The 25196-nt window shown below is 55.1% G+C and carries 21 protein-coding genes; 11 read left to right on the top strand and 10 right to left on the bottom strand.

The genetic code is table 11. The annotated features are described in order from the left end of the window. The first annotated feature begins 26 nt into the window (after positions 1-26). Both metX and O2597_RS13410 read left to right on the top strand, forming a co-directional pair. Entirely contained in the window at positions 27-1175 is a 1149-nt protein-coding gene (gene metX / locus O2597_RS13415) for a homoserine O-acetyltransferase MetX (protein WP_269525667.1), read from the top strand. Continuing rightward, on the top strand, positions 1172-1777 hold the full coding sequence (locus O2597_RS13410; protein ID WP_269525665.1) for a methionine biosynthesis protein MetW: 606 nt from the start codon (positions 1172-1174) through the stop codon (positions 1775-1777). Before metX ends, O2597_RS13410 begins: the two co-directional genes overlap by 4 nt. Here O2597_RS13410 and recD2 read toward each other — a convergent pair. Together recD2 and O2597_RS13400 are read right to left on the bottom strand one after the other, a co-directional pair. Beyond that, the gene (gene recD2, locus O2597_RS13405) at positions 1774-4083 is read right to left on the bottom strand and encodes an SF1B family DNA helicase RecD2 (RefSeq protein WP_269525663.1); all 2310 of its coding nucleotides are present in this window, start codon (positions 4081-4083) and stop codon (positions 1774-1776) included. The genes O2597_RS13410 and recD2 overlap by 4 nt on opposite strands. A gap of 111 nt (positions 4084-4194) precedes the next feature. Continuing rightward, positions 4195-5592, bottom strand: coding sequence for a hypothetical protein (locus O2597_RS13400; RefSeq protein WP_269525661.1), 1398 nt, complete (start codon positions 5590-5592; stop codon positions 4195-4197). A 196-nt stretch (positions 5593-5788) separates the two neighbouring features. Between O2597_RS13400 and O2597_RS13395 the strand changes: the two genes are divergently transcribed. The 5 genes from O2597_RS13395 to O2597_RS13375 all read left to right on the top strand — a co-directional run bounded on the left by O2597_RS13395 (position 5789) and on the right by O2597_RS13375 (position 13419). After that, positions 5789-7081, top strand: a complete 1293-nt coding sequence (locus O2597_RS13395; RefSeq protein WP_269525659.1) for a porin family protein — start codon at positions 5789-5791, stop codon at positions 7079-7081. Positions 7082-7099: 18 nt separating this feature from the next. Beyond that, a complete protein-coding gene (locus tag O2597_RS13390; protein WP_269525657.1) occupies positions 7100-8017 on the top strand; it encodes a polysaccharide biosynthesis/export family protein in 918 nt (305 codons plus the stop codon). 36 nt (positions 8018-8053) lie between these two features. Beyond that, positions 8054-10228, top strand: coding sequence for a polysaccharide biosynthesis tyrosine autokinase (locus O2597_RS13385; protein WP_269525655.1), 2175 nt, complete (start codon positions 8054-8056; stop codon positions 10226-10228). Positions 10229-10383: 155 nt separating this feature from the next. Beyond that, the gene (locus O2597_RS13380; RefSeq protein WP_269525653.1) at positions 10384-12774 is read left to right on the top strand and encodes an O-antigen ligase family protein; all 2391 of its coding nucleotides are present in this window, start codon (positions 10384-10386) and stop codon (positions 12772-12774) included. Between the two features lie 57 nt (positions 12775-12831). Further along, entirely contained in the window at positions 12832-13419 is a 588-nt protein-coding gene (locus O2597_RS13375) for a response regulator (protein WP_269525651.1), read from the top strand. Here the strand turns inward: O2597_RS13375 and O2597_RS13370 are convergent. Next, positions 13416-13679: a hypothetical protein gene (locus O2597_RS13370; RefSeq protein ID WP_269525650.1), complete on the bottom strand. Its 264-nt coding sequence runs from the start codon at positions 13677-13679 to the stop codon at positions 13416-13418. The two genes, O2597_RS13375 and O2597_RS13370, sit on opposite strands and share 4 nt — an antisense overlap. A gap of 130 nt (positions 13680-13809) precedes the next feature. Between O2597_RS13370 and panB the strand changes: the two genes are divergently transcribed. Genes panB through O2597_RS13355 form a run of 3 tightly spaced genes read left to right on the top strand, consistent with a single transcriptional unit; the run spans position 13810 to position 16153 of the window. Further along, positions 13810-14586, top strand: coding sequence for a 3-methyl-2-oxobutanoate hydroxymethyltransferase (gene panB, locus O2597_RS13365; protein ID WP_269525648.1), 777 nt, complete (start codon positions 13810-13812; stop codon positions 14584-14586). After that, on the top strand, positions 14583-15581 hold the full coding sequence (locus tag O2597_RS13360; protein WP_269525647.1) for an NAD(P)H-dependent glycerol-3-phosphate dehydrogenase: 999 nt from the start codon (positions 14583-14585) through the stop codon (positions 15579-15581). The genes panB and O2597_RS13360 overlap by 4 nt, the downstream gene beginning before the upstream one ends. 53 nt (positions 15582-15634) lie before the next feature. Continuing rightward, entirely contained in the window at positions 15635-16153 is a 519-nt protein-coding gene (locus O2597_RS13355; RefSeq protein WP_269525645.1) for an SET domain-containing protein, read from the top strand. 172 nt (positions 16154-16325) lie between these two features. Here O2597_RS13355 and O2597_RS13350 read toward each other — a convergent pair whose 3' ends face one another. Beyond that, complete coding sequence (locus O2597_RS13350; protein ID WP_269525642.1) at positions 16326-17867, bottom strand: glycine--tRNA ligase; 1542 nt, start codon at positions 17865-17867, stop codon at positions 16326-16328. A gap of 121 nt (positions 17868-17988) precedes the next feature. On the opposite strand from O2597_RS13350, the gene O2597_RS13345 reads away from it, so the two are divergent. After that, positions 17989-18669 carry a lysophospholipid acyltransferase family protein gene (locus O2597_RS13345; protein ID WP_269525640.1) on the top strand — a complete coding sequence of 227 codons (681 nt, stop codon included), beginning with the start codon at positions 17989-17991 and terminating at the stop codon, positions 18667-18669. Between the two features lie 130 nt (positions 18670-18799). Here O2597_RS13345 and O2597_RS13340 read toward each other — a convergent pair whose 3' ends face one another. The 6 genes from O2597_RS13340 to O2597_RS13315 all read right to left on the bottom strand — a co-directional run bounded on the left by O2597_RS13340 (position 18800) and on the right by O2597_RS13315 (position 24991). Beyond that, positions 18800-19213: a CBM20 domain-containing protein gene (locus tag O2597_RS13340; protein WP_269525638.1), complete on the bottom strand. Its 414-nt coding sequence runs from the start codon at positions 19211-19213 to the stop codon at positions 18800-18802. A 165-nt stretch (positions 19214-19378) separates the two neighbouring features. Next, on the bottom strand, positions 19379-20020 hold the full coding sequence (phoU, locus tag O2597_RS13335; RefSeq protein ID WP_269525636.1) for a phosphate signaling complex protein PhoU: 642 nt from the start codon (positions 20018-20020) through the stop codon (positions 19379-19381). 35 nt (positions 20021-20055) lie between these two features. Beyond that, positions 20056-20856: a phosphate ABC transporter ATP-binding protein PstB gene (gene pstB, locus O2597_RS13330; RefSeq protein ID WP_269525634.1), complete on the bottom strand. Its 801-nt coding sequence runs from the start codon at positions 20854-20856 to the stop codon at positions 20056-20058. A 40-nt stretch (positions 20857-20896) separates the two neighbouring features. Then, positions 20897-22084 (bottom strand): phosphate ABC transporter permease PstA, encoded by a 1188-nt coding sequence (gene pstA / locus O2597_RS13325; protein ID WP_269525632.1) that lies wholly within the window; start codon positions 22082-22084, stop codon positions 20897-20899. 31 nt (positions 22085-22115) lie between these two features. Beyond that, on the bottom strand, positions 22116-23924 hold the full coding sequence (pstC, locus tag O2597_RS13320; protein ID WP_269525630.1) for a phosphate ABC transporter permease subunit PstC: 1809 nt from the start codon (positions 23922-23924) through the stop codon (positions 22116-22118). Positions 23925-24166: 242 nt separating this feature from the next. Next, positions 24167-24991, bottom strand: a complete 825-nt coding sequence (locus tag O2597_RS13315) for a phosphate ABC transporter substrate-binding protein (RefSeq protein ID WP_269525628.1) — start codon at positions 24989-24991, stop codon at positions 24167-24169. Between the last annotated feature and the right edge of the window lie 205 nt (positions 24992-25196).

Below are 25196 nucleotides of genomic sequence, written 5' to 3'. Positions count from 1 at the left end.
ACTGAAGTCTTAGTCACGAAAACCGAATGAATGACTCTGAACAGTCACCGCTGATTCCCGAAGTGGGAGAGGTGGGGATCGTCGAGTTTCTGGATTTTGTCTCAAAGGAGCCGTTTCGCTTCGAGTCCGGAGGCACGATTCCGGAACTCACGCTCCGCTATGAAACCTATGGCCACTTGAACGCGGCCAAGGACAACGCTGTGCTCATCTGCCATGCCTTGACAGGTAATCACCACGTTGCCGGGGTGCACAACCTGGAAGAGCGTAAACAAGGCTGGTGGAATTTCATGGTAGGGCCCGGCAAGCCGATTGATACCAGTCGCTACTTTGTAATTTGTTCGAATGTATTGGGGGGCTGTAGTGGTTCGACCGGGCCAGAGTCGATCAATCCTGCTACAGGGACTCGCTACAATTTGGATTTTCCAAAGTTGACTGTGGGGGATATGGTCAATGCCCAGGCCATGCTGCTCGATCACCTGGGAGTCGATAAGTTGCACTCGGTGATTGGGGGCAGTATGGGCGGCATGCAAACGCTTCAATGGGCGATTGCCTATCCTGAACGAGTTGGCAGTTATATTGCGCTGGCTTGCTGTGCGCGGCACAATGCCCAGGCGATTGCCTTCAATGATACCGGACGCCAAGCGATTATCAGCGATCCGAGCTGGATGCAGGGCAATTATCCCGATGGGGGGCAGCCGGCGGAAGGGCTTTCGGTGGCTCGTATGATGGCTCATATTACGTATCTCTCTGACACCGGGATGGAGGCGAAATTCGGACGAAAGCGTCGTAAAGCGGACGCCAAGGAGCACTTCGATGTTGAGTTTGAAGTGGAAAGTTACCTGCGATACCAGGGGCAGGCCTTCGTGTCGCGTTTTGATGCCAATACTTACCTGTACCTGACCAAGGCACTTGATCGTTTTGATCTATATGGCCCCGAAGGCAAGCTGGACGAAACCCTACACGCGGTGACAGCTCCGGGCTTAGTGGTGGGATTTACCTCCGACTGGCTCTATCCGCCGCAGGGCAATCGCGAAATTGCCGAAGCGCTGCTTCGGCTGGGCAAGGATGCGACTTACGTCGAACTGGAGATGGATGCCGGCCATGATTCCTTTCTCTTGTGTTCACCGAAACTCGATGAGTTGATCCGTGGTTTCCTGGCTAGATCCGCATCATGAATCCGAACGCCAAAAAACGCCAAGTCGACTTCCAGGTCATCGCCGAATGGGTGAATGAAGGAGATCGTGTGCTTGATCTTGGCTGTGGCCGAGGGGTGCTACTCGAATACTTGAAGCAGAAGAAGTCCATTTACGGACTTGGTGTTGATATCGAGTTTGATAAGGTACTCAGTTGTGTGAAGCGCGGGGTGCCGGCCTACCAGGGAGACATTCGTTCGATTTTGGCGAAGTTTCCGGATGGTGCGTTTGATCGTGTGATTTTCAGTCGCACCGTCGAGCAGCTCGACTCTCCCGATGCGATCCTGGCGGAGGGCTTGCGGGTTGGAGGCCGGGTTACGGTCGGCTTTGTCAATCACGGCTACTGGGTGAATCGCTTGAACTATTTACTGAAAGGGCAGCGCACGCTGAACGATGTCTACCCGAAGCCGTGGTACTCGAGCTTGCCGGCGAATCCGTTTTCCATCGATGAGTTTGAGAGCTTTTGCCGGGACCGAGGCATTCACATTCGTAACCGGGTCCTGCTTTCAGGGAATTGGAAGGGCGAGCAGAAGTTCCTGCCCAATTTATTCTCCGGTTACGGTATTTACGATCTCTCGCGTTAGTCCGACTGTTCGCACTTTTTACGCAAGCGTGCCTGTAGGTGTGTGCGCCTCACCTGGGTCTTGTTGTTTCGAACCGCCATGGAGTAGGCGTCGACCGAGCCGACCAAATACACCTTGTTGCGTGCCCGCGTGATACCCGTATAGACCAGATTGCGTTGCAGCAGGACGAAGTGTTGTTTGAGCAGGGGGATGACGACCACCGGATATTCACTGCCCTGGCTTTTGTGGATGGAGATGGCGTATGCAAGTTGTAGCTCAGAGAGTTCCCCTTTGGTGAACTCGACCTGTTCGCCGTCGAAGTCCACTGTCAGGCCGGAACTGTCGGGGGCGATACTATGGACGATTCCGGTGTCGCCGTTGAAGATGCTTTTATCGTAGTTGTTGCGCGTTTGGATGACCTTGTCCCCGATGCGGAATTGCGTTGTTCCGTAGTTCAATTCCGCCGGAAGCGGTTTACGCGTGGCTTCGCGGAAATGAGTCTGGCGGGCGGGGGCGTAGTCGGGATCCGAGCGCAGCCTGGATTCCGCTTTCTGCTTGCTGTTGAGCGCTTCCTGAAGGGAGAGGTTGAGTGCGCCGATTCCGCCCGTACCCCGGTGCATCGGTGCCAGCACCTGTAAGTCCCGGATCGGGTCGATCTTGTGTGCTTTGGGAATGTATTCACGGGCCAGATATGTGATGGCCTGAGCGCATTGTTCGGGAGATTCCGCCTCGATAAAGCTGAAGTCGGCCGCGCTTTCCAAATCGCGCAGGCTGGTATAGGTTTTGCCGGGGTGCGATTCCCCTTTGAGGATCGCGTGCGCGGTGGTGATGATACCGCTGGTCTCGCCCTGCCGGAATATGGTGTCGAGGCAGGTGACTTTTGCCGGGGGCGCGGCCATCAGATCGCCCAGTACGTTTCCGGGGCCTACCGAAGGCAGTTGATCGGCATCGCCGACCAGCAGCAAGTGGGCTCCGGCCGGTACGGCTTGAAAGAGATTTGCCGCGAGACGGGTGTCGAGCATACTCGCTTCGTCGACGATCAAAAGATCGCAGGGCAAGGGGTTTTCGTCATTATAGAGAAAGCTACGGCTTACGCCATCAAACTTTAATAAGCGATGAATGGTACTGGCCGGTGCGCCGGCTGCCTCCGCCAGTCGCTGGGCCGCCCGGCCGGTGGGGGAGGCCAGAAGGATGCGTGCCCGCTTGGCCCTTAGAATGTCGACGACGGCCCGAAGAATGGTGGTTTTCCCGGTGCCGGGACCGCCCGTGATGATGGAGACCTTGTTGCGGAGCACGGTCTCGATCGCTACTTTTTGTTGGTCGGCAAAATCGAATCCCGCTCGTTCCTGGGCCCAGCGCACCGCTGCTTCGACCTTGACCTGTGGCAGGGTGCCGGCGGTCTCCCCGATCCGGTGTAGTGATTCGGCGATCCGGGTTTCGGCACCCGCGAGCTTGGGTTCCTGGCATGCCGGGCCGAGTAAGTCCTGATTTCCGTCGTAAGCTTGAACTTGATACAGTTTTTCGCTTTTGCAGAGCGCACGGATGCGTTCTTGAACCAGATGAGGTTCGACGCCCAGGAGCTGGGTCGCCTGCTCAACCAGGGATTGTTCGAGGCCGAGGGTGTGTCCCTCGTCTTCAAGCAATTGCATGCTATGAAGGATCCCCGCGTCCACTCGCTCCTTGGAGTTGGTGGGGAAGCCCAGGTTGAGTGCCAGCTTGTCAGCCGTTTTGAAACCAATGCGTTCAATGTCCTCGGCCAGGCGATAGGGTTGATCCTGAATGATGCGCTTGGCGCCATTGCCGTACTTCTTAACCAGACGCAGACACTGAGAAGGCGTCACGCCATAGGTTTGTAGGAACATCATGACATCGCGAACGGCGCTCTGTTCATCCCATGCGGCCTTAATCGATTTGGCGCGTTGTTTTCCGATGCCCGGAACCTCGTGTAGTCGACCTGATTCCTCGCTAATCACCCGGAGCGTATCGGCTCCAAAGTGGTCCACGATCTTTCGTGCATAGGATTTGCCGATCCCGTGAATAAGGCCACTACCCAAGTACTTGCGGATGCCATGCACCGATGCGGGCAACTGGGACTTGAAGGCCGCAACCTTGAATTGATCCCCATGTTGGGCGTGACGTGTCCACTCGCCGTTCAGTTGCAGGGTCTCGCCGCACTGTACGCCGGGAAGGTTTCCCAGTACGGTGACCGGCTGGCGTCCTTCCGTAACCGAGAGTTCCGCCACGCAGTAGGCATTCTCTTCATTGTAGAAGATGATCCGTTCCAGGACGCCTGTGATGGTCTGAGATTGCTGATTTGGGGCCGGCATGCGAATTCTTTGCGCAATGAGGCTTAAGCCGGGCCGGAGAGCAGGTCAATTCAGGTTCGCATGAAAAAGCCCTTGCCGGAGAGGCAAGGGCTTGAAGGAGAGAATTTCGGATTACTCGGAGATGACCGGCGGGTTTTCCGGCGGATTAGCCGGAGGGTTGCCGGGCTTGCCTTGGTCGTCATCCATCGTGAAAAAGAGGTCTTCGAATTCCACATCGCCAATCACCTGGACTCCACTGAAGGAGATCGGTGCGGCTTGGGCTTTTTGCAGTTCAAAGGCCTTGCTTCCCGGACGGTAGAGTGCGGTTTGGATTTCCGGCTCGCTTTCCATGGCTTCGGGGACGAAGCGGAAGATGACATAACGGCGTTCCAAGTCGTCGAAGATCTGCACGCTACGGTCTTCACCAGAGGAAACCCGTGCGGTATAGGAGTCCTCGATTTCCTTGAAGAAATCCTGAGGGACACGCACCACTTCGTATTTGTTGGCTGCGGTCAGCAGGTAGCCCCAGTCTGAACTGTTTGCATCGGCCAGCTCCGCACGTTGGATGAAGCCGTCCGCATCGCGGGTTGTCGCGACTTCAGGTTGCATCACTTTTTCGAAGTAGCTGGGCAAGCTGTCTGTCATGTAGACCTGAACCAAGCCGGAGATGCTGGTGGTATATTGCGCTGAAAAGGTACGGAATTGTGTCTCTTTGCGCAGGTCCAGTATCAGGACGCATTCCTCAGTGCTGGGGAACTGGTAGTTGGTGGTCGGGTCTTCATCGATCAAGTTGTAAATCTGGTCGATCGGGCCACCGCTGACGTAGGCAATCCGTGTACCGGTATAGGAAGACGCGAAGTCGTAATCGATGATGGGCGACTGTGCCTTGTTGACGGTGTCAGTTTCCTCACCCTTGCCGACATTGAATTCGGCCTGCGTGATCTTGAGTGGGCCAGTGGCGCCAAAGTTGCCAATCAGGCCGGCATCCTCGATCGCGAAGCGCACCAGAAGGTAGCGGGTTTCGACTTCAGGGAAGGTGATTGAGGGCAAGACGCCTTTGGCAAAGCTGACCGGATCGGTGACCTTGACCCACTTGCCGCTCTCCAAAGGTTCCAGCGTATCGCAAGACATCAACTGGAAGGAGCCCCCCGCGCTCTGGTTGTTTAGGAAGAAGCGGGAGATCGTCATGAACTGGCCCATGTCGATGATGTAGTCATGTTGGCCGCGGGTAATGGCATAAGTCAGCGCGGAGTTATCACTGAGGAAAACGGATTCCTCAAAGTAGCCGACATCGGGCACTTGGATGCGCTGGAATTGTTCGTCCTTGATCAGCACCAAGGTTGCGCCCATGTGCCAGCGGGCCAAATTCTTGGGGATTTGCTCCAGTTCGCGGACGGTGGGTTCCGGCACCCGGTATAGATCGATCGAGGCATCTGTTGCAGCTCCTTCCAGTGCTCGGGGTGCAGTCACTGCCGTCGCAAGCATGAGGCAGGACGTAAATGTTTTTAGGTAGTGCTTCTGTGCGCTCATGGTTCTTAGTAAATTAAGGTTATATAGTAGCGTCTTGTAAGTAATGTAACCATGCTGCTTCTAAATGCAATCACGTATTTTGAGCAGGTTCACTGCCTATATTATGCTTTACTGGGATTCGATATTTTCATTAACATATAAGAATACGTTGGAGTTCAAAAAATTTGTACCCTAACGTTCACCTTAGCTAACTATTATGACGAAGACTAATGCTGTAACCTCTAAGCATTACGCCCGCTTGCTGTTTTTCGGGTGTTTTCTTACCTCTTCCGCCTTCGGACAAGTTGATCCTGTTCCGAATTATGCCCCCTTCATCCTGGATAAACGGGTGGAGCGCGAGGACTACAACTTCCGGATTGGACCGGTGAATGTCGATGTGGTCGGCACCTTCGGGATCGAGTATAACGACAACATCAACACCTCGGAGGACAAGCCGATCGAGGACTGGATTCTCCAGCCGGGGATCAACTTTGGTTTGAAATGGCAGATTTCCGAAAACAATGAATTTGATGTCAATGTGGGCGCCGAGTACTGGTACTATCTCGACCACAATGAGTTAAACAACGCGTCGAACCAGTTGGCGATCTCGCCTAATACGGAGTTGTCGTTTCGCGTGCTGGTCGGCGACGTGGTCTTCCGTGTGTATGACCGCATCCAGTATGCGTTTGATTCGTCGGATGCCGTCTATATCGACAAGAACGGGGTGACCCGAAACGATCCGGAAACCTTCGAGCGCTGGCGTAATGTGCTCGGGGTACAGAGCGAATGGTTCATTGGCGAGACTGTGTTCAGCGGCCAGCTGAGTCGGGAGGATGTTTACAGTCCGGACAGTAAGTTCGAGTACGTGAATCGCTATGAATATAAGGCGGCCTTGAATGTGGAGCGTGCGCTTGCCGCCAATCTGCTCGCGGGAATCGGGACGTCCTACACCGTTTTCGACTTTGACCAGGACGTGAACAATGACGGTGACGTGTTTTCGATCGGCCCTTATCTGGATTGGAAGATTACCGAGTTCATCGGACTCTATACCGGTGTGGCCTACAACGACCGCAGTTTTGACAGTGGTGCGTTCACGGACGACCCCGCCTTTTACGGTGACAGTGACAGTAAGGAGGATTTCACTTGGAATGTCCGCCTGAGTCATGTCCTGAATGAGGTCTTCAACCATCAGCTGGAATTGTACCGTGCGGTCAATGTCAGCAATACGGCCAATTTCAACACACTTGACGGCATCCGTTACAGTTGCGTTTACAGCATCAACTCGCGTATCACCCTCAATGGTTCCGTCGGTTACGATGAGAATGAAAGTTCGGGCGGTTTGCTGAACGACGACTACGATCGCTGGATTGCCGGGATTTCTACCGAATTGGTACTCGGGCCTCGTTTGACGGCTGAAGTCGGTTACCGCTACATCGACAAGAGTTCTTCCGCAGAATTCCAAAGCTATGAACAAAACCAGTTTCGTGTTTTCTTTAAGTATGACTTTTAAAGAAAACGGCTGAAACAGATGATATTGAAACTTCTTTGGAAAACCAGCTGTCTGGGGCTATTGCTTGCAGGCATGTTGCCGCATCTGTCGGCGCAGGCGGGGGTTGCGAGCACCGAGGCGCCTACCCGTATGGCTCTGCTTGACGACGAGTGGAAGCTGCAGATCGGGGACCGGCTGATCTATCAGGTGATGGAAGAGCGTGAGGAGCCCTTGTTGTTGGCGGTGAACGGCAACGGCGATTTGCTCTTGCCACTGGTCGGTTCGTTCAAGGCCGAGGGGAAAACGAGCAAGGCGCTGGCTTATGAAATCAAGACGGCGCTGGAAAAGGATTTCTTTCACCGGGCCACGGTGCTGATCATACAACGGGAGGAGGACCGGAACCGTGGCCGTGTCACGGTGATCGGCGAGGTGAACAAGCAGGGCGAGCAATTGATCCCGGTGGATTCGCCGTTGACTCTTAGTCAGGCCATTCTTCAGAGCGGCGGTTTCACCATTGTGGCGGATCGCTCGAAAGTGAGTGTGGTGAGCGAGGGCCAGCAGGAGCCTCGCATCGAAGTCGACGTCGGTGCGATGATGGATGGGGGCGATTTCTCGAAGGACCCGATGTTGAAAGCGGGGGATGTCGTAATCATTGGGCGCTCGAACCAGGCGGACCGTCAGGTTTACATACTTGGTGCGGTTCAGGCACCCGGCCTGCTTACAATACGTGACGATGCGGTGACGATCAGTCAGGCCATCCTCAAGGCCGGCGGCTTTACCCGCTTTGCGAAACGCAACCGAGTACGTTTGATCACCAAGGATGATGCAGGAGCAAAAACAGAGCTTGAAATCGATGTGGGGAAGATCCTCGAAGGCGGCGACCGCAGTGCGGACCGTCCGCTCAAGCCGGGCGACATGGTCATTGTGGAAGAAAAGATGATCAGTTTCGGCGGCTAAGGGAGCAGCCACCTTATTACCTTCTACTACCTTCGAATGGACGATCTATTTCAGGATGACAGCAAAGCAAAATCGGTCGATTACTCCGAATTGCTGCATAAGTTTCTCTATCGGACCAAGACAGTCCTGCGCTGCCATTGGTGGATCCTGCCGACCGCCCTGGCTTTAGGGGTCGCCTACAAGGCGATCGAAGGCTACCTGGAAGAACCTTACTACCAGTCCGACTCCCAAATGATCATGAGCGGGCGGATTGCCTTGCCCAGCAATGAGGTCTATTCCGAGGAGCGGGATAATTTCTTCGGTACACAGATCGAGCTGATGACCAGCGATCAGGTCAAGGCGCGGTCGGTCGAGCGTGTGCGGCTGATGAATCCGGAGCTCTATGAGGCCTATTTGAGGACGGATGCCTACAAGAAGGAGGGCTTGAAGACGATTTCGATCGATGCCGATGTCAAGGATGACACGAATATCTTCGAGCTGACGGCCTACGGTCCGCATCCTGAATTCACGCAAGCCTATCTGGATTCGGTGATGGAGGAATACATCAACCGGCGCAGTGAAATGCGCACACAAACCTCGGAGCGTACCTACGAGGCTTTGGTGGCGCAGTTGAAGGACCTGGAAACTGAGATCGACACAAATGAGGACGCGATCGTCGAATTCCAAAAGAAAAACAATATCGTGTTTATCCAGGAGCAGGGCTCGAATGCCGGGACCTATCTGGCGGATTTGAAGCGTCGTTTGGCCGAGTTGAAGACCGAAAGCCGGGCGTTGGCATCCCTCGGTTCCGGGGAAGATGTCGAGCATCTCCTGCTGAACAACAACACGGCTGCGGTACAGGACAACAACAGTCGGAATGCTCTGGTGGACGCGGTTGGGAGCGAAGAAGACAATCAGAAGTATTTAATGAGCAAGGAGCAACTGGAACAGTTGCAGGCTGAATTGGAGGAATTTTCCATCTACCTGAAGCCGAAGCACCCCAAGATCATCGAGTTGAAGGACCAGATTGAGCGCACCCAGAATCAGTTGCGTATCCTGCGCCGTCAGGCCTTGGTCCGGATTGCCGAACGGCGTGAAGTGGTGAAAAGCCTGATCCAGAACCTGAATGAGGAGATTTCGATCTGGGAGCAGAGCGCCTTGGAAAACAGCCGCTTAATCGCCGAGTTCGAGCGCCTGCAATCGCGTTTGGCGCGTTCCAAGGCCGCCTACGCCCAGAGCCAGGATGCCCTTCGTGCGATTGATGCCAATGAGAACCTGCAACAGGAAACGGTGACCATCCTCGAGCCTGCCCGTCATCCCCGCCCGGCCGGGCAGGGAATGGTACGTCGTTTTGCAGAAGGAACACTCTACGGAATTATATTAGGCGGGGGCTTACTTTTCCTCTTAGGGTCACTGGACAACCGTATTCTCTCTGCGAGTGAGGTTTCGGCCCATTTCGAGGAACCTTTGTTCGGCGCGATCCCTTACCAAGCCGAATTAAAGAAAGACCAGACATCGACCGGTTTGTTGAAAAAGGGGGATGACCGCTATGTTTTTGCGGAGGCCTGTCGCAATCTACGCACCTCGGTGTACTTTCTTGAACACAACGGAACGAAGCCGAGTGTTTTGGCCGTCACCAGTGCCGTGCCCTCTGAGGGCAAATCCACGGTTTCCGCAAACTTGGCGATTGCGCTCTCGTTTTCGAAGTCCCGGGTGCTTCTCGTGGATGCCGATTTGCGCCGTGGGCGTTTGCACAAGCTCTTTGATCTTCGGAAGGAAAAGGGGCTGGCTGACATCCTGGAGGAGGGGTTGCCCATGCAAGAGGCGATCCAGTCGACGGAGTACTCCTATCTGGACTTTATTTCCATCGGTGACTATCCCGAGCAGCCGGCCGAATTGTTGATGAGCCGTCAGATTGACGGCCTGATTGAGCAGGCGCGTTCGAGTTACGACTTCGTCATTTTCGATACGGCTCCTATTCTGGCTACCGATGATACCACCTGTTTTGCCAACAAGGTCGATGCGGTCCTGTTTGCTATTCGCAGTGCGTATACCCAGATCCGTCAGATTCGTCCTGCGCTTGGACGACTGCATGAGCACAAGATCAATGTTTCCGGTTTGATTCTGAATTGTGTGGATACCAGCCAGCCGGGCTATTATTACTATCGCTATTCGGAATACTACACCGATACCAAACGCAACCGAAGCGAAACGACTGGAACCGGGATTTAATCTCGCGTTCCCCGCATGTCTTTCTGAGATAGAGACATATGCCTTCGGATTCAGGCAATCATCCTCGCCGCCACCGCCATTCGTCCCATCGCCATAAAACGAGCAGACGCAGTGTCGGGCATGGGGCGTCGACACGGACGGGGAGTTCGTTTTCGATGCCGGCGCCCTCTCGTGCCACCATCCGGATCGAGACGGCGCGCAAGCCGATCTTCAAATGGTATGTCTTCGGTTTGGTTTCCATCTTTGCGCTGGTCCTACTGGGGGGGGGGCATAATGCCTATGCACTCGGGTTGGCTTTGATTCTGCCCGGGCTTGCATTGGTTTTCGGGCCGGTGGGACGTAGTCTTGGGCGATGGGGAGACGGGGCTGTGTTTGTACTGTTGCTGCTTTTGTTGGGGGCCTTCCTCCCGAGTTTGTTGACGGGGCAGGCCGAATGGCGTAGTACTGCAGAGAGTTCCTACCACTTGGATCTAGGTGCTTTTCACTCCGTACAGCCGAGAGTCAGTCTGGAAGCCTGGTTGCTGGCCCTGGCGGGATTTGCCTGGCTCTACGCGGCGGCCAACTGGCCGATTAATACGACGGGCCGGCGGTGGCTGATGTTTCTTCTTTGCATCTTGCTGGTCGTATTTGGAGGGGTCTCCATTTATTGTAATCTCTTGGGCTTGCGTTACCCGGGAGCTGAGGATGCGACTGCCTTTAGTTTCTTCCCGAACCGCAACCAGATGGCGAACTTTCTTGCTCTTGGGGGCGTTGTGACTTTCGGGTTCGCGATCGATGGGTTGCGGCATCGCCGGTTGATACATCTGGCGGGGCTGTTTGCCACCAGTGTCTGTCTAATGGCTTTGGTACTCGGTGTTTCCCGGGCAGGTGTGCTGCTTTATTTTACCGGGATTTTCATCTGGTTTATCTTTCGCTTGAAGGGGAGCCGTGTGGCGCGCTCCTTCAAAATCGGACTTCCGCTAGTACTCATTATCTTCAGCTTCCTGATCTCCAGCAATGAGCGTACGATGGGCCGCATTACACATCTTTGGGAGGCGCCGGATCAAATCCGGGAAGAGTTTCGGCTCCTGTTGTATCGAGATACCTTTAAGATGATGCAAGATGCGCCGGTGTTGGGGGTGGGGCTGGGCAATTACTCGGCGGTTTTTCCCCAATACCGTGATCTTTCCAGAAACTACCAGACGGTGGTGCACCCTGAGAGTGACTTCTTTTGGCTGGCATCCGAAGGCGGCTTACTGGCCGCACTCTGCCTGATCGTGTTTGTTGGCGCCTACCTCTTGCGATGTTGGCCTAGAGAAGAAGGCCAAGGAAGAAGCTATCGGCTGACTGCTTTGACGGCGGTTCTGATCTTTTTGCTTCATGCCCTGGTCGACGTTCCGGGGCATCGTCCAGGTACCGTCTATTTTGCTATCCTTTTTGCGGCATTGGCGCTGCCGCGAATGGATGCCTCGGAGAGGCGGTATAATGCTCTGTACTTCCGGGGCGTGGGCGTGGTTCTCCTTTTGACTGGAGTAGTCTGGTGTGTTGGAGCGCTGTCTGGGTGGACGGTGTATTCGCGTACGGCCGAAGCTGTTTTCCGGGAGGATGCGAGCCGGAGCATGCAAATCGGCGACTACGAACGGTCCCGGCGATCGCTGGATCGACTTCTCTCGCTGCATCCGATGGACTGGCGGGCCTATTTTCAACGTGCCCAATTGACACTGGCCGAGAGTGGAAACCGTAGCCGTGCGGCCGATGATTTTCAACGGTCCCGCTATTTTGAGCCTATTCTAGGGCTGGTCACCATGGAAGAAGGGATGGTTTGGTTGAGCTATGATCCCGGACGTGCAGTTTCGGCCTTCAGGCAAACGCTTTTTCGTGAACTTGAAAACAAAGATGGGGCTTATCAGGTGATGCTACGGGCGGCGAAAAAGCATCCACCGGTGATGGATCGCATGGCAGCGTTGTCCAGAATCGATTCGCATTATCGTGTGCTGTTTATTTCCACGCTCAAGGGGGACGCCTTGATGAAGGAGATCGAGCAGGAGTTGGGGGAAGAACCGGACTTATCCCAATTTGATCCGGGGGAGCGCAAGCGGATTGCCCTCCAATGGGTAAAACATGGGGATATCGAGGCGTTTGACACTTTCATGAGCGCGCACGCCGGGCAACTTGAGCAGCCATGGCGCTTCTGGTTCCTGCTGCGCAAGAATCAGGCTCGTTTCAAGGAATCGATCGAATTTGCGCGTGAGGCCTTGACGGAGCAAGTCGTGCCGGAAGGCCGGCAGACCGACGAGGAGGCTCCGATCGCACGTTTGGAGCGTGCCTTCATGACAAACTCGCGGGATCTTTCGAAAGGAACGGCACTGCTGCGCAAATATTTGGCAAAACAAGATTACAGGAAGATCTTGTCGGTTTGCGACCGCATGATTGAGCAGAGTCGAGCGCCGGTTTATGTCTACTACTGGCGGGCGGAGGCCTTGTACCAATTGCAGGACTATGTGGAGTGCTGGTATGCTTTTGAGGCCTATCTGGGGCAACTTGACGCCGGCGCGCGGGCTTACTGACTTGCGGGTCCGGACAAGTGCTCCTAGCGTAGCAAGCATTCCTGTTGTTCAGGTGTTATGAAAATCTTGGTAGCTGAAGACGATTTGATTTCACGTAAGCTCTTGCTGACGACTTTGCGCCAGTTCGGGCATGACGTGACGGCTTTTGATAATGGTGGAGAGGCTTGGGCCGCATTCGACGAATCGCCGTTCCGGGTGATTGTCAGCGACTGGCTCATGCCGGGAGTCGATGGTTTGGATTTGTGCCGTAAGGTACGTTCCCGTCCCTCGACCGATTATACCTATTTCATCCTGCTGACTGCAAATGCCCGAGGTAAAGAGACCTATCTGGAAGCGATGAAGGCCGGCATTGACGATTTTATGGCGAAGCCGCTGGACCGCGACCAGATCTGGATGCGCCTGCAAGTGGCGGAACGTATTCTTCGCTATACCACTCAGATTAGTACCCTCGAAAGCATGATGCCGATTTGCTCCTATTGCAAACGGGTTCGCGACGACAATAACTACTGGCAGCAGGTGGAGACTTATATTTCGTCGCGTACGGGTGCGAATTTCAGCCACAGTGTCTGTCCGACCTGCTATGATAAGGTGGTCAAGGTGGAGCTGGAGCAGATGCGCGCTGAGGATGCCGAAAAGCAGGACTAATTGTTGAAAATCGAGAGTGCCGCGACGCTTTCGTAGATCAACCAGCCAACGACTGCGGCTCCCGTTGCGCAGAATGCGATGCGAAGCCAGAGCTTCCGACGGTTCGGCAGATCGAAACGATCGAACTGGCGGCCCCTGACGGAGCTTTGGGACAGGTAGCTGCTGAAGTTGGAACGCCGTTCATTTCCTCCGGAGGGGACGTCGAAGGAGTCGGCTTTCTGAGACCGGCGGTAGCGCCATTGGTAAAAGAATCGGAACATGGGCAGTCAATAAATACTTGGAGCTAGTCTCGCGGGTCGATTCGTGAGCGACAAAAGATTGTCAGTGCTTTCTCTGTTCAACATGATAGAGTTTTTTCAGACTCATTCTTCAATCTAAATTCGTCCTGATTTGAGTATTACCACGCAGAAAATTTCTCGTTTGAAGGGGGAGCGGCCCATTGTGGCGGTGACCGCTTATGATGCCGCGATGGCGCATTATGCAGATGCCGCGGGCGTCGATCTGATTTTGGTCGGTGATTCCGTGGGCACGACGCAGTTGGGCTTCGATACGACGGTCCCGGTTACGCTCGACATGATGTTACATCATGCGGCTGCGGTCGCCCGGGCCAAGCCGGATGCGCTTGTTGTCGCGGACATTCCTTTCGCGTTGGCTCACGATGACTTTTCCTCGATTTTGAATGCCTCCCGCCGCTTGATGCAGGAAGGGGGCGCCCAAGCGGTCAAGTTGGAGGGAGGGGTTCTGTTGGCGCCGACGGTTGAGCGCTTGGTCGCCGCGGGGATCCCGGTTTTGGGGCATATCGGTCTCTTGCCACAGCAGTTTCATCAACTCGGCGGCTACCGTAAGTTCGGCCGTACGGACCTGGAGAAAGATATCTTGTTGAAGGATGCCCAGGCGCTGGAGGAAGCCGGCTGTTTCGCCATTATTGCTGAAATGATGGATGGCACACTGGCCGGAACCATCGCGGCGGAAATCGGCATCCCCCTGATCGGCATTGGTAGCGGTCCGCATTGTGACGGCCAGATTCTCGTCTGTAATGATTTACTCGGCATGAACGCCGGATATGTGCCCTCCTTTGTCAAGCAGTACGCCCAGATCGGCGAGCAAGCCCAGGCCGCTTTCGCGGCCTATGCTGAAGAAGTACGAAATCGTAAATTCCCCTCATGAATATCTGTATTCTTGGAGCCGGTGCCTGGGGCACCGCCATGGCCCTTCACCTGGATCGTTGTGGTCATGCGGTGACGCTTGTGCCGCGACGCATCGAACAGGCATTGGCGATCGCTTCCTCCCGAGTGAACGAGGATTACCTGCCAGGGTACCCGCTGCCCCATACCATTCAGATCGGGCACGAACTCAGCCCGGTTCTGATGGAGGCGGAGGTGGTTTTTCTAGCATGCCCCTCAAAAGCTCTGCGCCAGCTCTGCCTTCGCTTGGTGGATCATTTGGATGCGGCTTGGCAGCTGAAGCTTTTTGTTACCATGTGCAAAGGGCTGGAGTTGGAGACTTTCAAGGCGCCGACTGAGACCGTCTCCGAGGTGTTCCCGGATATCGCCTGTGCTGCGTTTTCCGGGCCGACCTTTGCGGGGGAAGTCGCTGCCGGCAAGCCGACTGCGATCACCTTTGCGGTATCGGCGGATTTCGAGGAGGCTGCTCGTTACCAGGAAGCTTTCAGTAGCGCTTCGCTCCGGGTGTATCTCTCCCGTGATGTCAAAGGCACGGAACTCGGGGGGACACTGAAGAACATCTATGCCATCGGAGCCGGCTTATGTGATGGACTACAGCTCGGAGATAATGCGAAAGCCGCACTCCTGACCCGCAGCCTGAATGAGATGGTTCTCCTGGGCCAACATCTCGGTGGGCAGCAGGCGACCTTTTACGGATTGAGTGGGTTTGGCGACTTGGTTGCCACTTGCTCAGGTGTCTGGAGCCGAAACCGCTGTTTTGGTGAGCGGGTCGGTCGAGGGGAGGCTCCTGCCACCGTGATTGAAAGCCAGAAGACAGTTGTGGAAGGCTATCGGGCGACGAAATGCCTGAAGGCACTCTGCGAACAGAAGCAGATTGACGCGCCAATTCTCTCGCAAATCTACGCGATTCTTTACGAGGACAAGGAGCCTCTGGCCGCTCTCCAGTCCCTTATGAGCCGTGAACTTAAACATGAGTGAGCCTCGGCACACTCGGATCAAACGCTAACTACCTAAACCTATCGATTGCAATTATGTCAAAACGCCTGTGTAAAGTCGCTCCTTCCCCCATTCATAAACGTGGCCTTTTCGCTACAGCTGACATCGAAGCGGGTACTGACATTATTCAGTATGTAGGCGAAAAGATAAGTAAGGAGGAGTCGACGCGCAGAGCGTTGGAATGGGAGGAACAGGCGCGTAAAAAGGGCGCCGGACTGGTCTATATTTTCGAGCTCGACGACGACTGGGACCTGGATGGCCGGAGAGGCAAAAACCCCGCTCGTTATATCAATCACTCCTGTGATGGAAACTGTGAGGCGATCAACTACGATGGCGAGATCTGGATTGTCGCCCGCAAGGCGATCAAGGAAGGTGAAGAGCTGACCTATGATTACGGGTATGACATGGAGCACTTCCTGGATCATCCGTGTGAATGCGGGGCGGATACCTGTATCGGCTATATTGTCCGCGAGGACCAGCGAAAGAAGGTGAAGAAGCTCCTGCGTGGACGTAAGAAAAAGAAGAAGGAAAAGAAATCAAAGAAGAAGGCTTAATGAAGCCTCGCTCTGAATTGTGAGCGATTGCTCGCGCAGGTTGCCTGGTTTTCTTTGATCGTTCTGACCGCTTTCGAAATTCTTCGGAACCTGCCGTCTTGGCCTTTTTCCTGGCTGGCGCCGGGTTGACCTGCGGTTTTTTCGCAGGTCAACCGGCGCCGGCGATCCGGGATTAACCGTCGATTTGCTCTTCGAGGAAGTCGAAGAGTTCGTCTTCACTCACGCGGCGTTGCTCGCATGTGTCGCGATCCCGAAGGGTGACGGTCCCATCCTTTTCGATGGTATCGAAATCGATGGTAATACCAAATGGTGTTCCGATCTCATCCTGGCGGCGGTAGCGCCGACCGATGGCGCCGGCCGCATCGTAGAAGACATTCCAGCGGCGTTGCAGGCGCTTGTAGATGGCTTGGGCGCGTTCCACCAGTTCCGGCTTGTTCTTGAGGAGCGGGAAGACCGCCGCTTTGTAGGGGGCCACCCGCGGGCTGAACTTGAGCAGGGTACGCTTTTCGGCCTGGCCCTTGTCGTTCGGCACTTCATCCTCGCAGTAGGCGGCCGTCAGGACCGCCAAAAGGGTGCGGTCGACCCCGAGCGAGGGCTCAATGACATGTGGCACGAACTTGCTCTTGGAAGCCTCGTCGAAGATTTCCATGTTCTTGCCGGAATGCTCCTGATGCTGCTTGAGGTCGTAATCGCTGCGGCAGGCGACACCCCAGAGTTCCTGTTCCCCGTGCGGGAAGTGGAACATCAGGTCGGTCGTTGCCTGTGAATAGAAAGCCAGCTTTTCCTGCGGGTGGATATCCTCGGTGATGGACTCGCGGGGCAGTCCGATGGAGACCAGCCAGTTGGTGCAGGTGTCGAGCCATTCGCGGTGGAGGGCTTTCCAGTCGGCCTCAGGTGCGATGAAATATTCGATTTCCATCTGCTCGAACTCGCGGGAGCGGAAGATGAAGTTTCTCGGGGTGATTTCATTGCGGAAAGCCTTCCCTATCTGGGCGATGCCGAAAGGGATTTTTACACGGCCGGTATCGACGATGTTCTTGTAGTTGGCGAAGATGCCCTGGGCGGTTTCCGGGCGCAGGTATGCGGTCGCGGAGTCATCGGCCAGAGGGCCAACTTTGGTCTCGAACATGAGCTTGAATTCACGCGGAGCAGTCAGCGAACCGACCTTGGAGGCATCCGGGCCCAAGGTCTGCAGGCGGACGGCTTCATCGACTTCGGTGAATTCGGTGCGTTCCTCCAGTAGTTTCGATTCGTCGAGTTGGGCTTGCTTGTTGCCCAGGGAGTCGCGCAGCTTCTTGGCCTGCTTGATGATGGCTGCTTCGTCCGCATCTTCCATGAAGGCGACATAGCCGGATGCATTGCCATCGAGGACCACCGGCGCGACGAAGAGCTGGTCGGCCCGGTAGCGGAGCTTGGATTCCTTGCAGTCAACCATCGGGTCGGAGAAGCCGTCCACGTGTCCGGACGCTTTCCATATCCGGGGGTGCATGATGATGCTGGAATCGAGGCCGACGATATCGTCACGGCGGTGCACCATGTCGCGCCACCATGCGTTCTTGATGTTGTTGCGAAGTTCGACACCGAGTGGACCGTAGTCGAAAAAGCCGTTGTAACCCCCGTAGATTTCCGAAGAGGGAAAAATGAAACCGCGGCGTTTGCAGAGGCCGACGAGTTCTTCCATGAGGTTTTCACTGGATGCTGCTTGAGCTGTCATAAGGGGCTCAAAATGAAGGGGGGAACCGGTGGGTCAAGGTGGAATAAGCGTTCGGACGCCCGGAGGGCAGAGATAAGTTGGAGGTTGAGTCGGGCATTATTTGTTTCAAGGTGTCCACACTATGGCAAAAAATCCTGGTAAAGAGGGAACCGCAAAACAGCTGAAATGGCATGAACAGTGCCTGCTTTTCGTCTTGGCTTTTTGCCTGCGCCTATGGATGCGCACGCTTCGTTTTGAATGTAGTGGGCCGACCGAAGCTTTTAAAGCCCGGGAAGCTGAGCCCTCGATCCTGATTCTCTGGCACAACCGCCTGTTTGCCGCGATTGAGTTTACCCGGCGGCACTTGAGGCATCGCAAGATTTCCGCTTTAATCAGTGCCAGCGGGGACGGGGCCTGGCTGGCCTCCCTGCTTGCGAAGATGGGCTTCGAGTCAGTTCGTGGTTCACGCAATCGTAGAGGTGCCCAGTCGGTGCGCGACCTGATTGCGTGCCTGCAGTCCGGTCGTGATATTGCGATTACTCCGGATGGTTCGCAAGGGCCCATGTATGACATGAAACCGGGGGCGGTTGCGGTGGCCGCCAAAACGGGGGTGCCGATTGTGCTGATGTCGTTTAATTTCACCCGGGCCTGGCGCTTGAAGACGTGGGACCATTTTTATCTGCCTTACCCTTTCTCCAAAGTGACGGCGGAGTTTGCCTTCCCTGATATGGATGAACTCCGTGCGTGCGAAAATACGGATGAGCGGGTTGTCGTGATCAAGAAGCAGATGGACGGCGTGACGGTTGACCCTTTGAAAGTCTAGGCCGTACCGATTTGGATCTCATTCGTGAGGGGTGCCGGAGCGCCGCCCCTGTACCTCTAGGTCTCGGTTGTGACAAAAAAGCCCGCTTCAATCATGAAGCGGGCTGAAATAAGACTCTTTGCTCGGTGAATTACCAGGCAAAGACCGGAGTGCTGATGGATGTGCCACCGGCGCTGACGGTCAGGTCCTCACCTTCTGCCCAAAGCTCATCATTGATGAGGAATTTGAACTCGATGTCAGACTTCGCCTTGGTCGAGGTCCAGGTCCACTCATAGGGGGAGACGTTCTCAAGGAGGACGCCCTTGTCCCAGCTGAGGCCTGCGCCTTCACCGCGAATATACAGGCTGTTGCCGAAGCCCACGTCGACGCGAGCTGTGACCGTCGTCTTCACGACAGCCTTCGTTGCTTTTTTGGCAGGTGCTTTCTTCGCTGCTTTCTTCGCCGGAGCCGGAGCTGCAGGCGCCTTCTTTGCAGCTACTTTCTTTGCCGCCTTCTTTGCAGCTACTTTCTTCGCTGCTTTCTTGGTTACTGCTTTCTTAGCCATAAGACAGGTTGATCAAGTTTCTGTTTGTTGTTCAGACCCGGGACAGGGAGAAGCCTGTCACACAGTCAAAACCTAGCTAGCAGAAATGAAGCCAAAATGACACTCAAAAAAGCCGTCCGCATGTAAATTTTAAATGTCTGTTCTAGAGCCTTCGCCTGGGGGGGCTTATTCGCCTGTGTGCAGGTAGATCACTTCCATGGCAAGATTCTTGGCATGATCACCGATGCGTTCAAGCGATTTTGAGATTAGGATCAGATTGACCCTGGTCGCATTGTCGAGTGAGCTTGCGCTTGCCTCCGGCCCAGCCAGTTCGGTGAAGTTCTGCTTGTTGATACGATCGATCTCAGCATCCCGTTTCAGGATATCACGGGCCTTCTCGATGTCTTCATCGACGAAGCAAGAGATGGCATCCTGCATCAGGTTGAAGGCCAGTGCGCTCATGCGTTCCAAGCCATAGAATTCTTTGACTGTTGGATTGTTTGTTAGGATTGTGCGGGCCTTTTTCGCGATGCTGTGGGCTTCGTCGCCGGCTCGTTCAAAGTCGTGGCTTGCCTTGATGGCGACAAAGACAAGGCGGACGTCGCTGGACACCGGGCCTCGCAGCGTGGTGTAGCGGACGGCCGCGCGGTCGATCTCGATCTCGAGGTTGTCGATCTCGTCGTCCAGCTTGAGTGCCTTCTCGATTTTCTCCAAGTCGTTTTCAAGAAAGCCTGAGATGGCCATGCGCCCGGCTTCGATCGCCTTTTCGCCGAGGAGAATCAGCTTGGTTCGAATGTCCTGCAGTTCGTTATGAAAGTAGCGTTTCATTGGTGTCGTTTAATAACTTGTTTTGAGGGAGTGAATTATCCGAAGCGACCGGAGACATAGGCTTCGGTTTGAGGATTGGACGGTTTCATGAAGATGGTGTCGGTTTCATCGAATTCGATGAGCTTGCCAAGGTAGAAGAAGGCGGTGCGGTCGGAGACGCGGGCCGCTTGCTGCATGTTATGGGTGACGATTACGATGGTGTAGTCTTTCTTCAGTTCGTGGATCAATTCTTCGACCTTGGCGGTCGCGATCGGATCCAGCGCGGAGCAAGGTTCGTCCATGAGCAGGATCTTGGGGCGGACTGCGAGGGCCCGGGCGATGCAAAGTCGTTGTTGCTGTCCACCTGACATGCCCAGTGCGCTTTCATTGAGCCGGTCCTTGACTTCATCCCAGAGTGCTGCTCCGCGTAGGCACTCTTCGACGACATCGTCGATTAAACTCTTTTTCTTAATCCCCTGGATGCGAAGGCCGTAGGCGATGTTGTCATAGATCGACTTGGGGAAGGGGTTGGACTTCTGGAAGACCATGCCGACATATTTGCGCAGCTCGATGACGTCGACGTCTTTACCATAGATGTCGATCCCGCTGATCCGGACCGAACCGCTCATGATGCGGGCTACGTCAATCAGGTCGTTCATGCGGTTGAAGCAGCGGAGAAAGGTGGATTTGCCACAACCTGAAGGGCCGATGAATGCGGTCACCTCCTTGGCCTTGATGTTCATGTTGATATCGAACAGGGCCTGGGAGTCCCCGTAAGCAAAGTTGAAATTGCTCACCTCAATGATCGGGGCCTGCCGATCGGAACCGGTGGTAGATGTCTCGACGTTGTCTGTCATAATAAGAAAGGACTATTCGTTCTAGGCAGTAGGATGCGGCTTACCATTTATACTTCTTGCGGACTTGGATCCGGAGGACGATGCTGCTGAGAGCAAAGACGCCGACGATAAAGAGGAACACGAAGGCGGTGCCATATTGCATGTCGCGGGTGTACTCGTTCTGGGGAATCTTCGAACTGACGACATAAATATGGTAGGGTAGGGCCATCACACCCTGAAAGATGAAGTCGGTCGGCTTTTCCAGTCCTTCCCAGGGAAGTCGGTCGCGCAGTGCGAATGCCGCCGTGAACATGATGGGAGCGGTTTCGCCGGCGACCCGGGCGATGCCCATGATGGAGGAGGTCAGGATGCCGGGCATGGCGTAGGGCAGCACGTTGGTGCGGATCGATGTCCATTTGCTGGCGCCTAGTGCGAGTGAACCTTCACGGAAGCCTTTGGGGATCGCACGCATGGATTCCTCGCTGGCGGCAATGATCACCGGCAGCGCCATGATCGCGAGGGTGAACCAGCCTGCAATCATGGAGACACCCCAGTCGAAGAAGAGCACGAACATGCCAAAGCCAAAGAGGCCGAAGACAATCGAGGGAACCCCGGACAGATTGAGAATGGACAGGCGGATGGTCTGGAGCATCCGGCCCGGTTTGCTGTATTCGCTCAGGTAGATGGCGCACAGCACCCCCAGGGTGAGGGCGATCGCGATTGAGCCGAGCACGAGGAGGCATGTACCGATGATCGCCGGACCGATCCCTCCACCGCTGTAGGCGTAGGTGTTGTAGCTGTAGGCCTCGCGCGAGGGAGGTGTTTCCAAGGCGCGGAACTCGGTGTCGCTGTACATCAGGCGCCCTGCCTTGCGTTCCTTATCGAGTGCTTTGCTCTCCTTTAGTAGAGCCTGGATCTCGGCATTATATTCAGCCCGTTCCTCGTCCTGGTTGCTGCCCAGTGCACTGCGCTTGGCGCGCAGGCCGATGATTTCGGAATTGATCCGTTTCAGTGCGGTGTCGATTTCTTTCGGTTCGAAGACATGTAAGGTCTGGGGCTTATCCGTCAGAAATTCGAAATTGATGAAAGGAGCCTGACTGGTGAAGACCGCCTTTGAGCCGTTGACCGCGATATTCAGGAAAATGTAGCCGGCCGCGGCGATGATGCAGTAGGTTGAAAGACGGAAGAACAGGATGGTTAACTGCTCTGCGGTTTTTCGGTGGGATCTGCGATGTGAGAAAAGGTGCATGGCTAGATGACAGCTGACGTTGCGAATGGGATCAGTCGCCCACCTTTCGGTAGCGTTTGACGACCCACTGTGCGCTGTAATTGATCAGCAGGGAGATGAAGAAAAGGACGATGCCCACCATGAAGAGGGCCCGGTAGTGGATACTTCCGCGGACGACTTCACCCATTTCCTGTGCGATAATTCCGGTCATGGTGTGAACCGGTTCGAAAAAGACGCCCATGCCCTCGCTGAAGTCGGGGATTTTGATGCGGTTACCGGCGCAGAGCAGCACCACCATGGTTTCTCCGATCACCCGGCCGAATCCGAGCATGATCGCTGAGATTATCCCTGAGAGCGCGGTGGGGACGATCACACGCAAGGTGGTTTGCAGTGGAGTCGCGCCGATGGCGAGCGAGGCCTCCTTAAAATGGCGCGGGATGTTATTGATGGCATCCTCCGCCAATGTGAAAATCGTCGGGATCGCCATCAGCGCGAGCAGGCAACCGGCGGTAAAGGCGTTGAGTCGTTCCTGTATGGGGAAGAACGGGACCCATTGCATCCATTCCAATTGTGAGAACAAGCGGATCGCTTCGCCGAAGACAACCACCCCGAAGAATCCGATCACAACGGAGGGGATGGCGGAAACAAATTCGATATAAGGCTTGATCAGGTTGCGTTCGGTGGGCCCACCAATCTGGTTCACGTAGATGGCAGCACCGACACCGAGCGGCACGGCAAAAAACAGGGCAATCGCCGAGATGAGGAGCGAGCCGGAGAGCAGGGGGATCAGGCCGTACCAGTCCTGCTGGTCGCTTGCGGTGATCCATTCACGTCCCGTCAGAAATGCGCCCAAGGCATGCCAGAAGGATACGTCCTGTTCCGGATTCCATGTTTCCAGTTGGCGGAGATGAACCGGTATATTCTCGATGAATTCCTGATTGAGCGCTTCGAAGCGAATGATGCGTGCGTCGATTCCCGCGCTGTCGAAATTGATCGCATCGGCCTTCGGCAGTGTCTCTGCGATGGATTGCTTCAAGTCTTCGAGGAGCGCGGCGTATTCCTCTTGGCCGCTGGTAACCTTTTTGACCGCTTCCTCAAAGTGAACCGGCACGATCGAGCTCTCGACGGAGTCGTATTGGACTTCAAGCAGTTCGAGGAAAACTTTTCGGTCTTTGGCGTTCAACTCCACGCCTGATTGGACTTTATCAATTAGCTGCTGGTTTCTTGTCACCAGTTCCCGGTTCAGCGCATTCGTGCGGTTGGCTTCCTGTAGCCGGAGGATGAACTGTGCCTTGTCCTCGCTGGTCAGGCGGTAGCTTTCCCCGCGGACTTCAAATATCTTGCTGGCGTAGTTTTCGAGGGTGGCGCGGAGGTTCTCGTTGGTGATGTGTTGGTCCCGGATCTCAATGGCGGTATTCATCTTTTCACGGATGAACCGGCGCATGTCGGAGCCGATCCGCATGTAGCCGAGGAAAAGCGATTTGGCTTCGGGCGAGGCAACCTGCGCGTTGATTTCCTTTTGTGTCAGGCCGTCCGCTTTGAGCTTGTTGATCCACTCCGCCCGGATGTCGTTCAGATAGCGGGTCAGGGCGGTGTAGTCGTCCTGCTTCGTTTTGAGGATGTCGACATACTCCAAGCCGGATGCACGGTAGGTCTGGAGACTGCGGTGGTAGCTGCCGAGGAAGCCGGCGCCTTCCTTGAATAGGAAAATCGTGATCAGGGCGAGAATGACGATCGCCACGGTCGCGGAGCTTCCAAAAAAGCCCTTGATGATGCTGTCGGATTCCTTGCCAAGGAATACCGCCCGTTTTCTTCCGAATCTGGGTTTGTCGCTGGAAAGCTCTAGGTTCTGCTTGGGCATGGTCGGAGGTTCTGGTGCAGGTCGGCGGTTGGTTTGGAAAAAAACTGACTGGTAGAGATATCCCGGATGAAATGGCGATGAAGGGGATGGATATAGTTTACGTCGGCAGGAAGCCAAGCATACACCGACTTGCAATGTTACAGTCGTGTGACAATTCGTGGCGGTGGTGTTCGTCCTCTCATAACAAGTAAGGGGCCATTGCTTTGAAGCAATGGCCCCTGTTGAATGGATGGAGGGCGTTCCTAGTAGATCGGCAGGAAATGCACTTGGTTGACGATCGCCTGGCCTTCCGGGCTCATGGTGAAGCCGATGAAGTCGTTCGCGGTTTCGCTCAGGGGTTTGTTCTTATCGATCAGGTAGTAGAGCGGGCGTGCCAGAGGATAATCGGCTGAATCGGGCGCGATGCCGTCGATGGGAACCACTTTTACGCCCGGAGTGCTGATATAGGCCAGACCGACATAGCCGATGCCATTCGGGTTACTGGCGACTTCGGATGCAATTTGTTCGTTGCCGGCCATCTTTTGGCTGTCGGCGCCATAGTCGCGGGACGACATGGCCATTTTCTGGAAGACAGCGTAGGTGCCGGAGGATGTGTTACGCGTATAGGCGGAAATGGCGCCTGTTTGCGTGGAGACGCCGGACCAGTCGGCTACATCGCCGGTGAAGATGAGCTCGATTTCCTCAAGGCTGAGCGTTTCGAGCGGATTGGCTTCGTTGACGATGATCGCGATCCCGTCCTTTGCGACGGTGATCTTCTTCATGTTCACACCCTTGCTTTGGGCGGTGGCGACTTCCTTTTCTTTGACGTCGCGGGAGGACATCCCGATTTCAGCCGTGCCGTCAATTACAGAGGCCACGCCGGTGGAAGAGCCTTCAGCGGCGATTTCGAAGGCAACCTCAATGCCCTTGGCGTCCAGCTTTGCCTTGTAGGCTTCGGCCAGTTGGGGGACCATCTTAGCGCCGAGGGTATCGGAGCCTTTGATGACCAAAGTTTCGGTCGCATGGAGGGAGGCTGCGCTGAAGAGGGCAGCTGCGCCCAATGCACGAAGGATGGATGGTGTATTCATAGATAACGCGTGTAATGTTCGTTTTGTGTGCGTGGCTCTGTATCGTTCGGGCCAGCGCATGGGAGAAAGCTTACACCGGCAATGTGTCGTAAATGTGGCTTACGTGTTACAGTCGGGTAACAATTGTTTCTATTTTTTGGGAATGTTTCAGCGGGTTTTCCTACTCGATTCCTCTGCAACTTGCTGAAGTTCAGTTGCTTGTTGC

This window comes from Coraliomargarita parva, assembly GCF_027257905.1.
Classification (GTDB): domain Bacteria; phylum Verrucomicrobiota; class Verrucomicrobiia; order Opitutales; family Coraliomargaritaceae; genus Coraliomargarita_A; species Coraliomargarita_A parva.
This window is presented reverse-complemented; position numbering and strand designations above follow the sequence as displayed.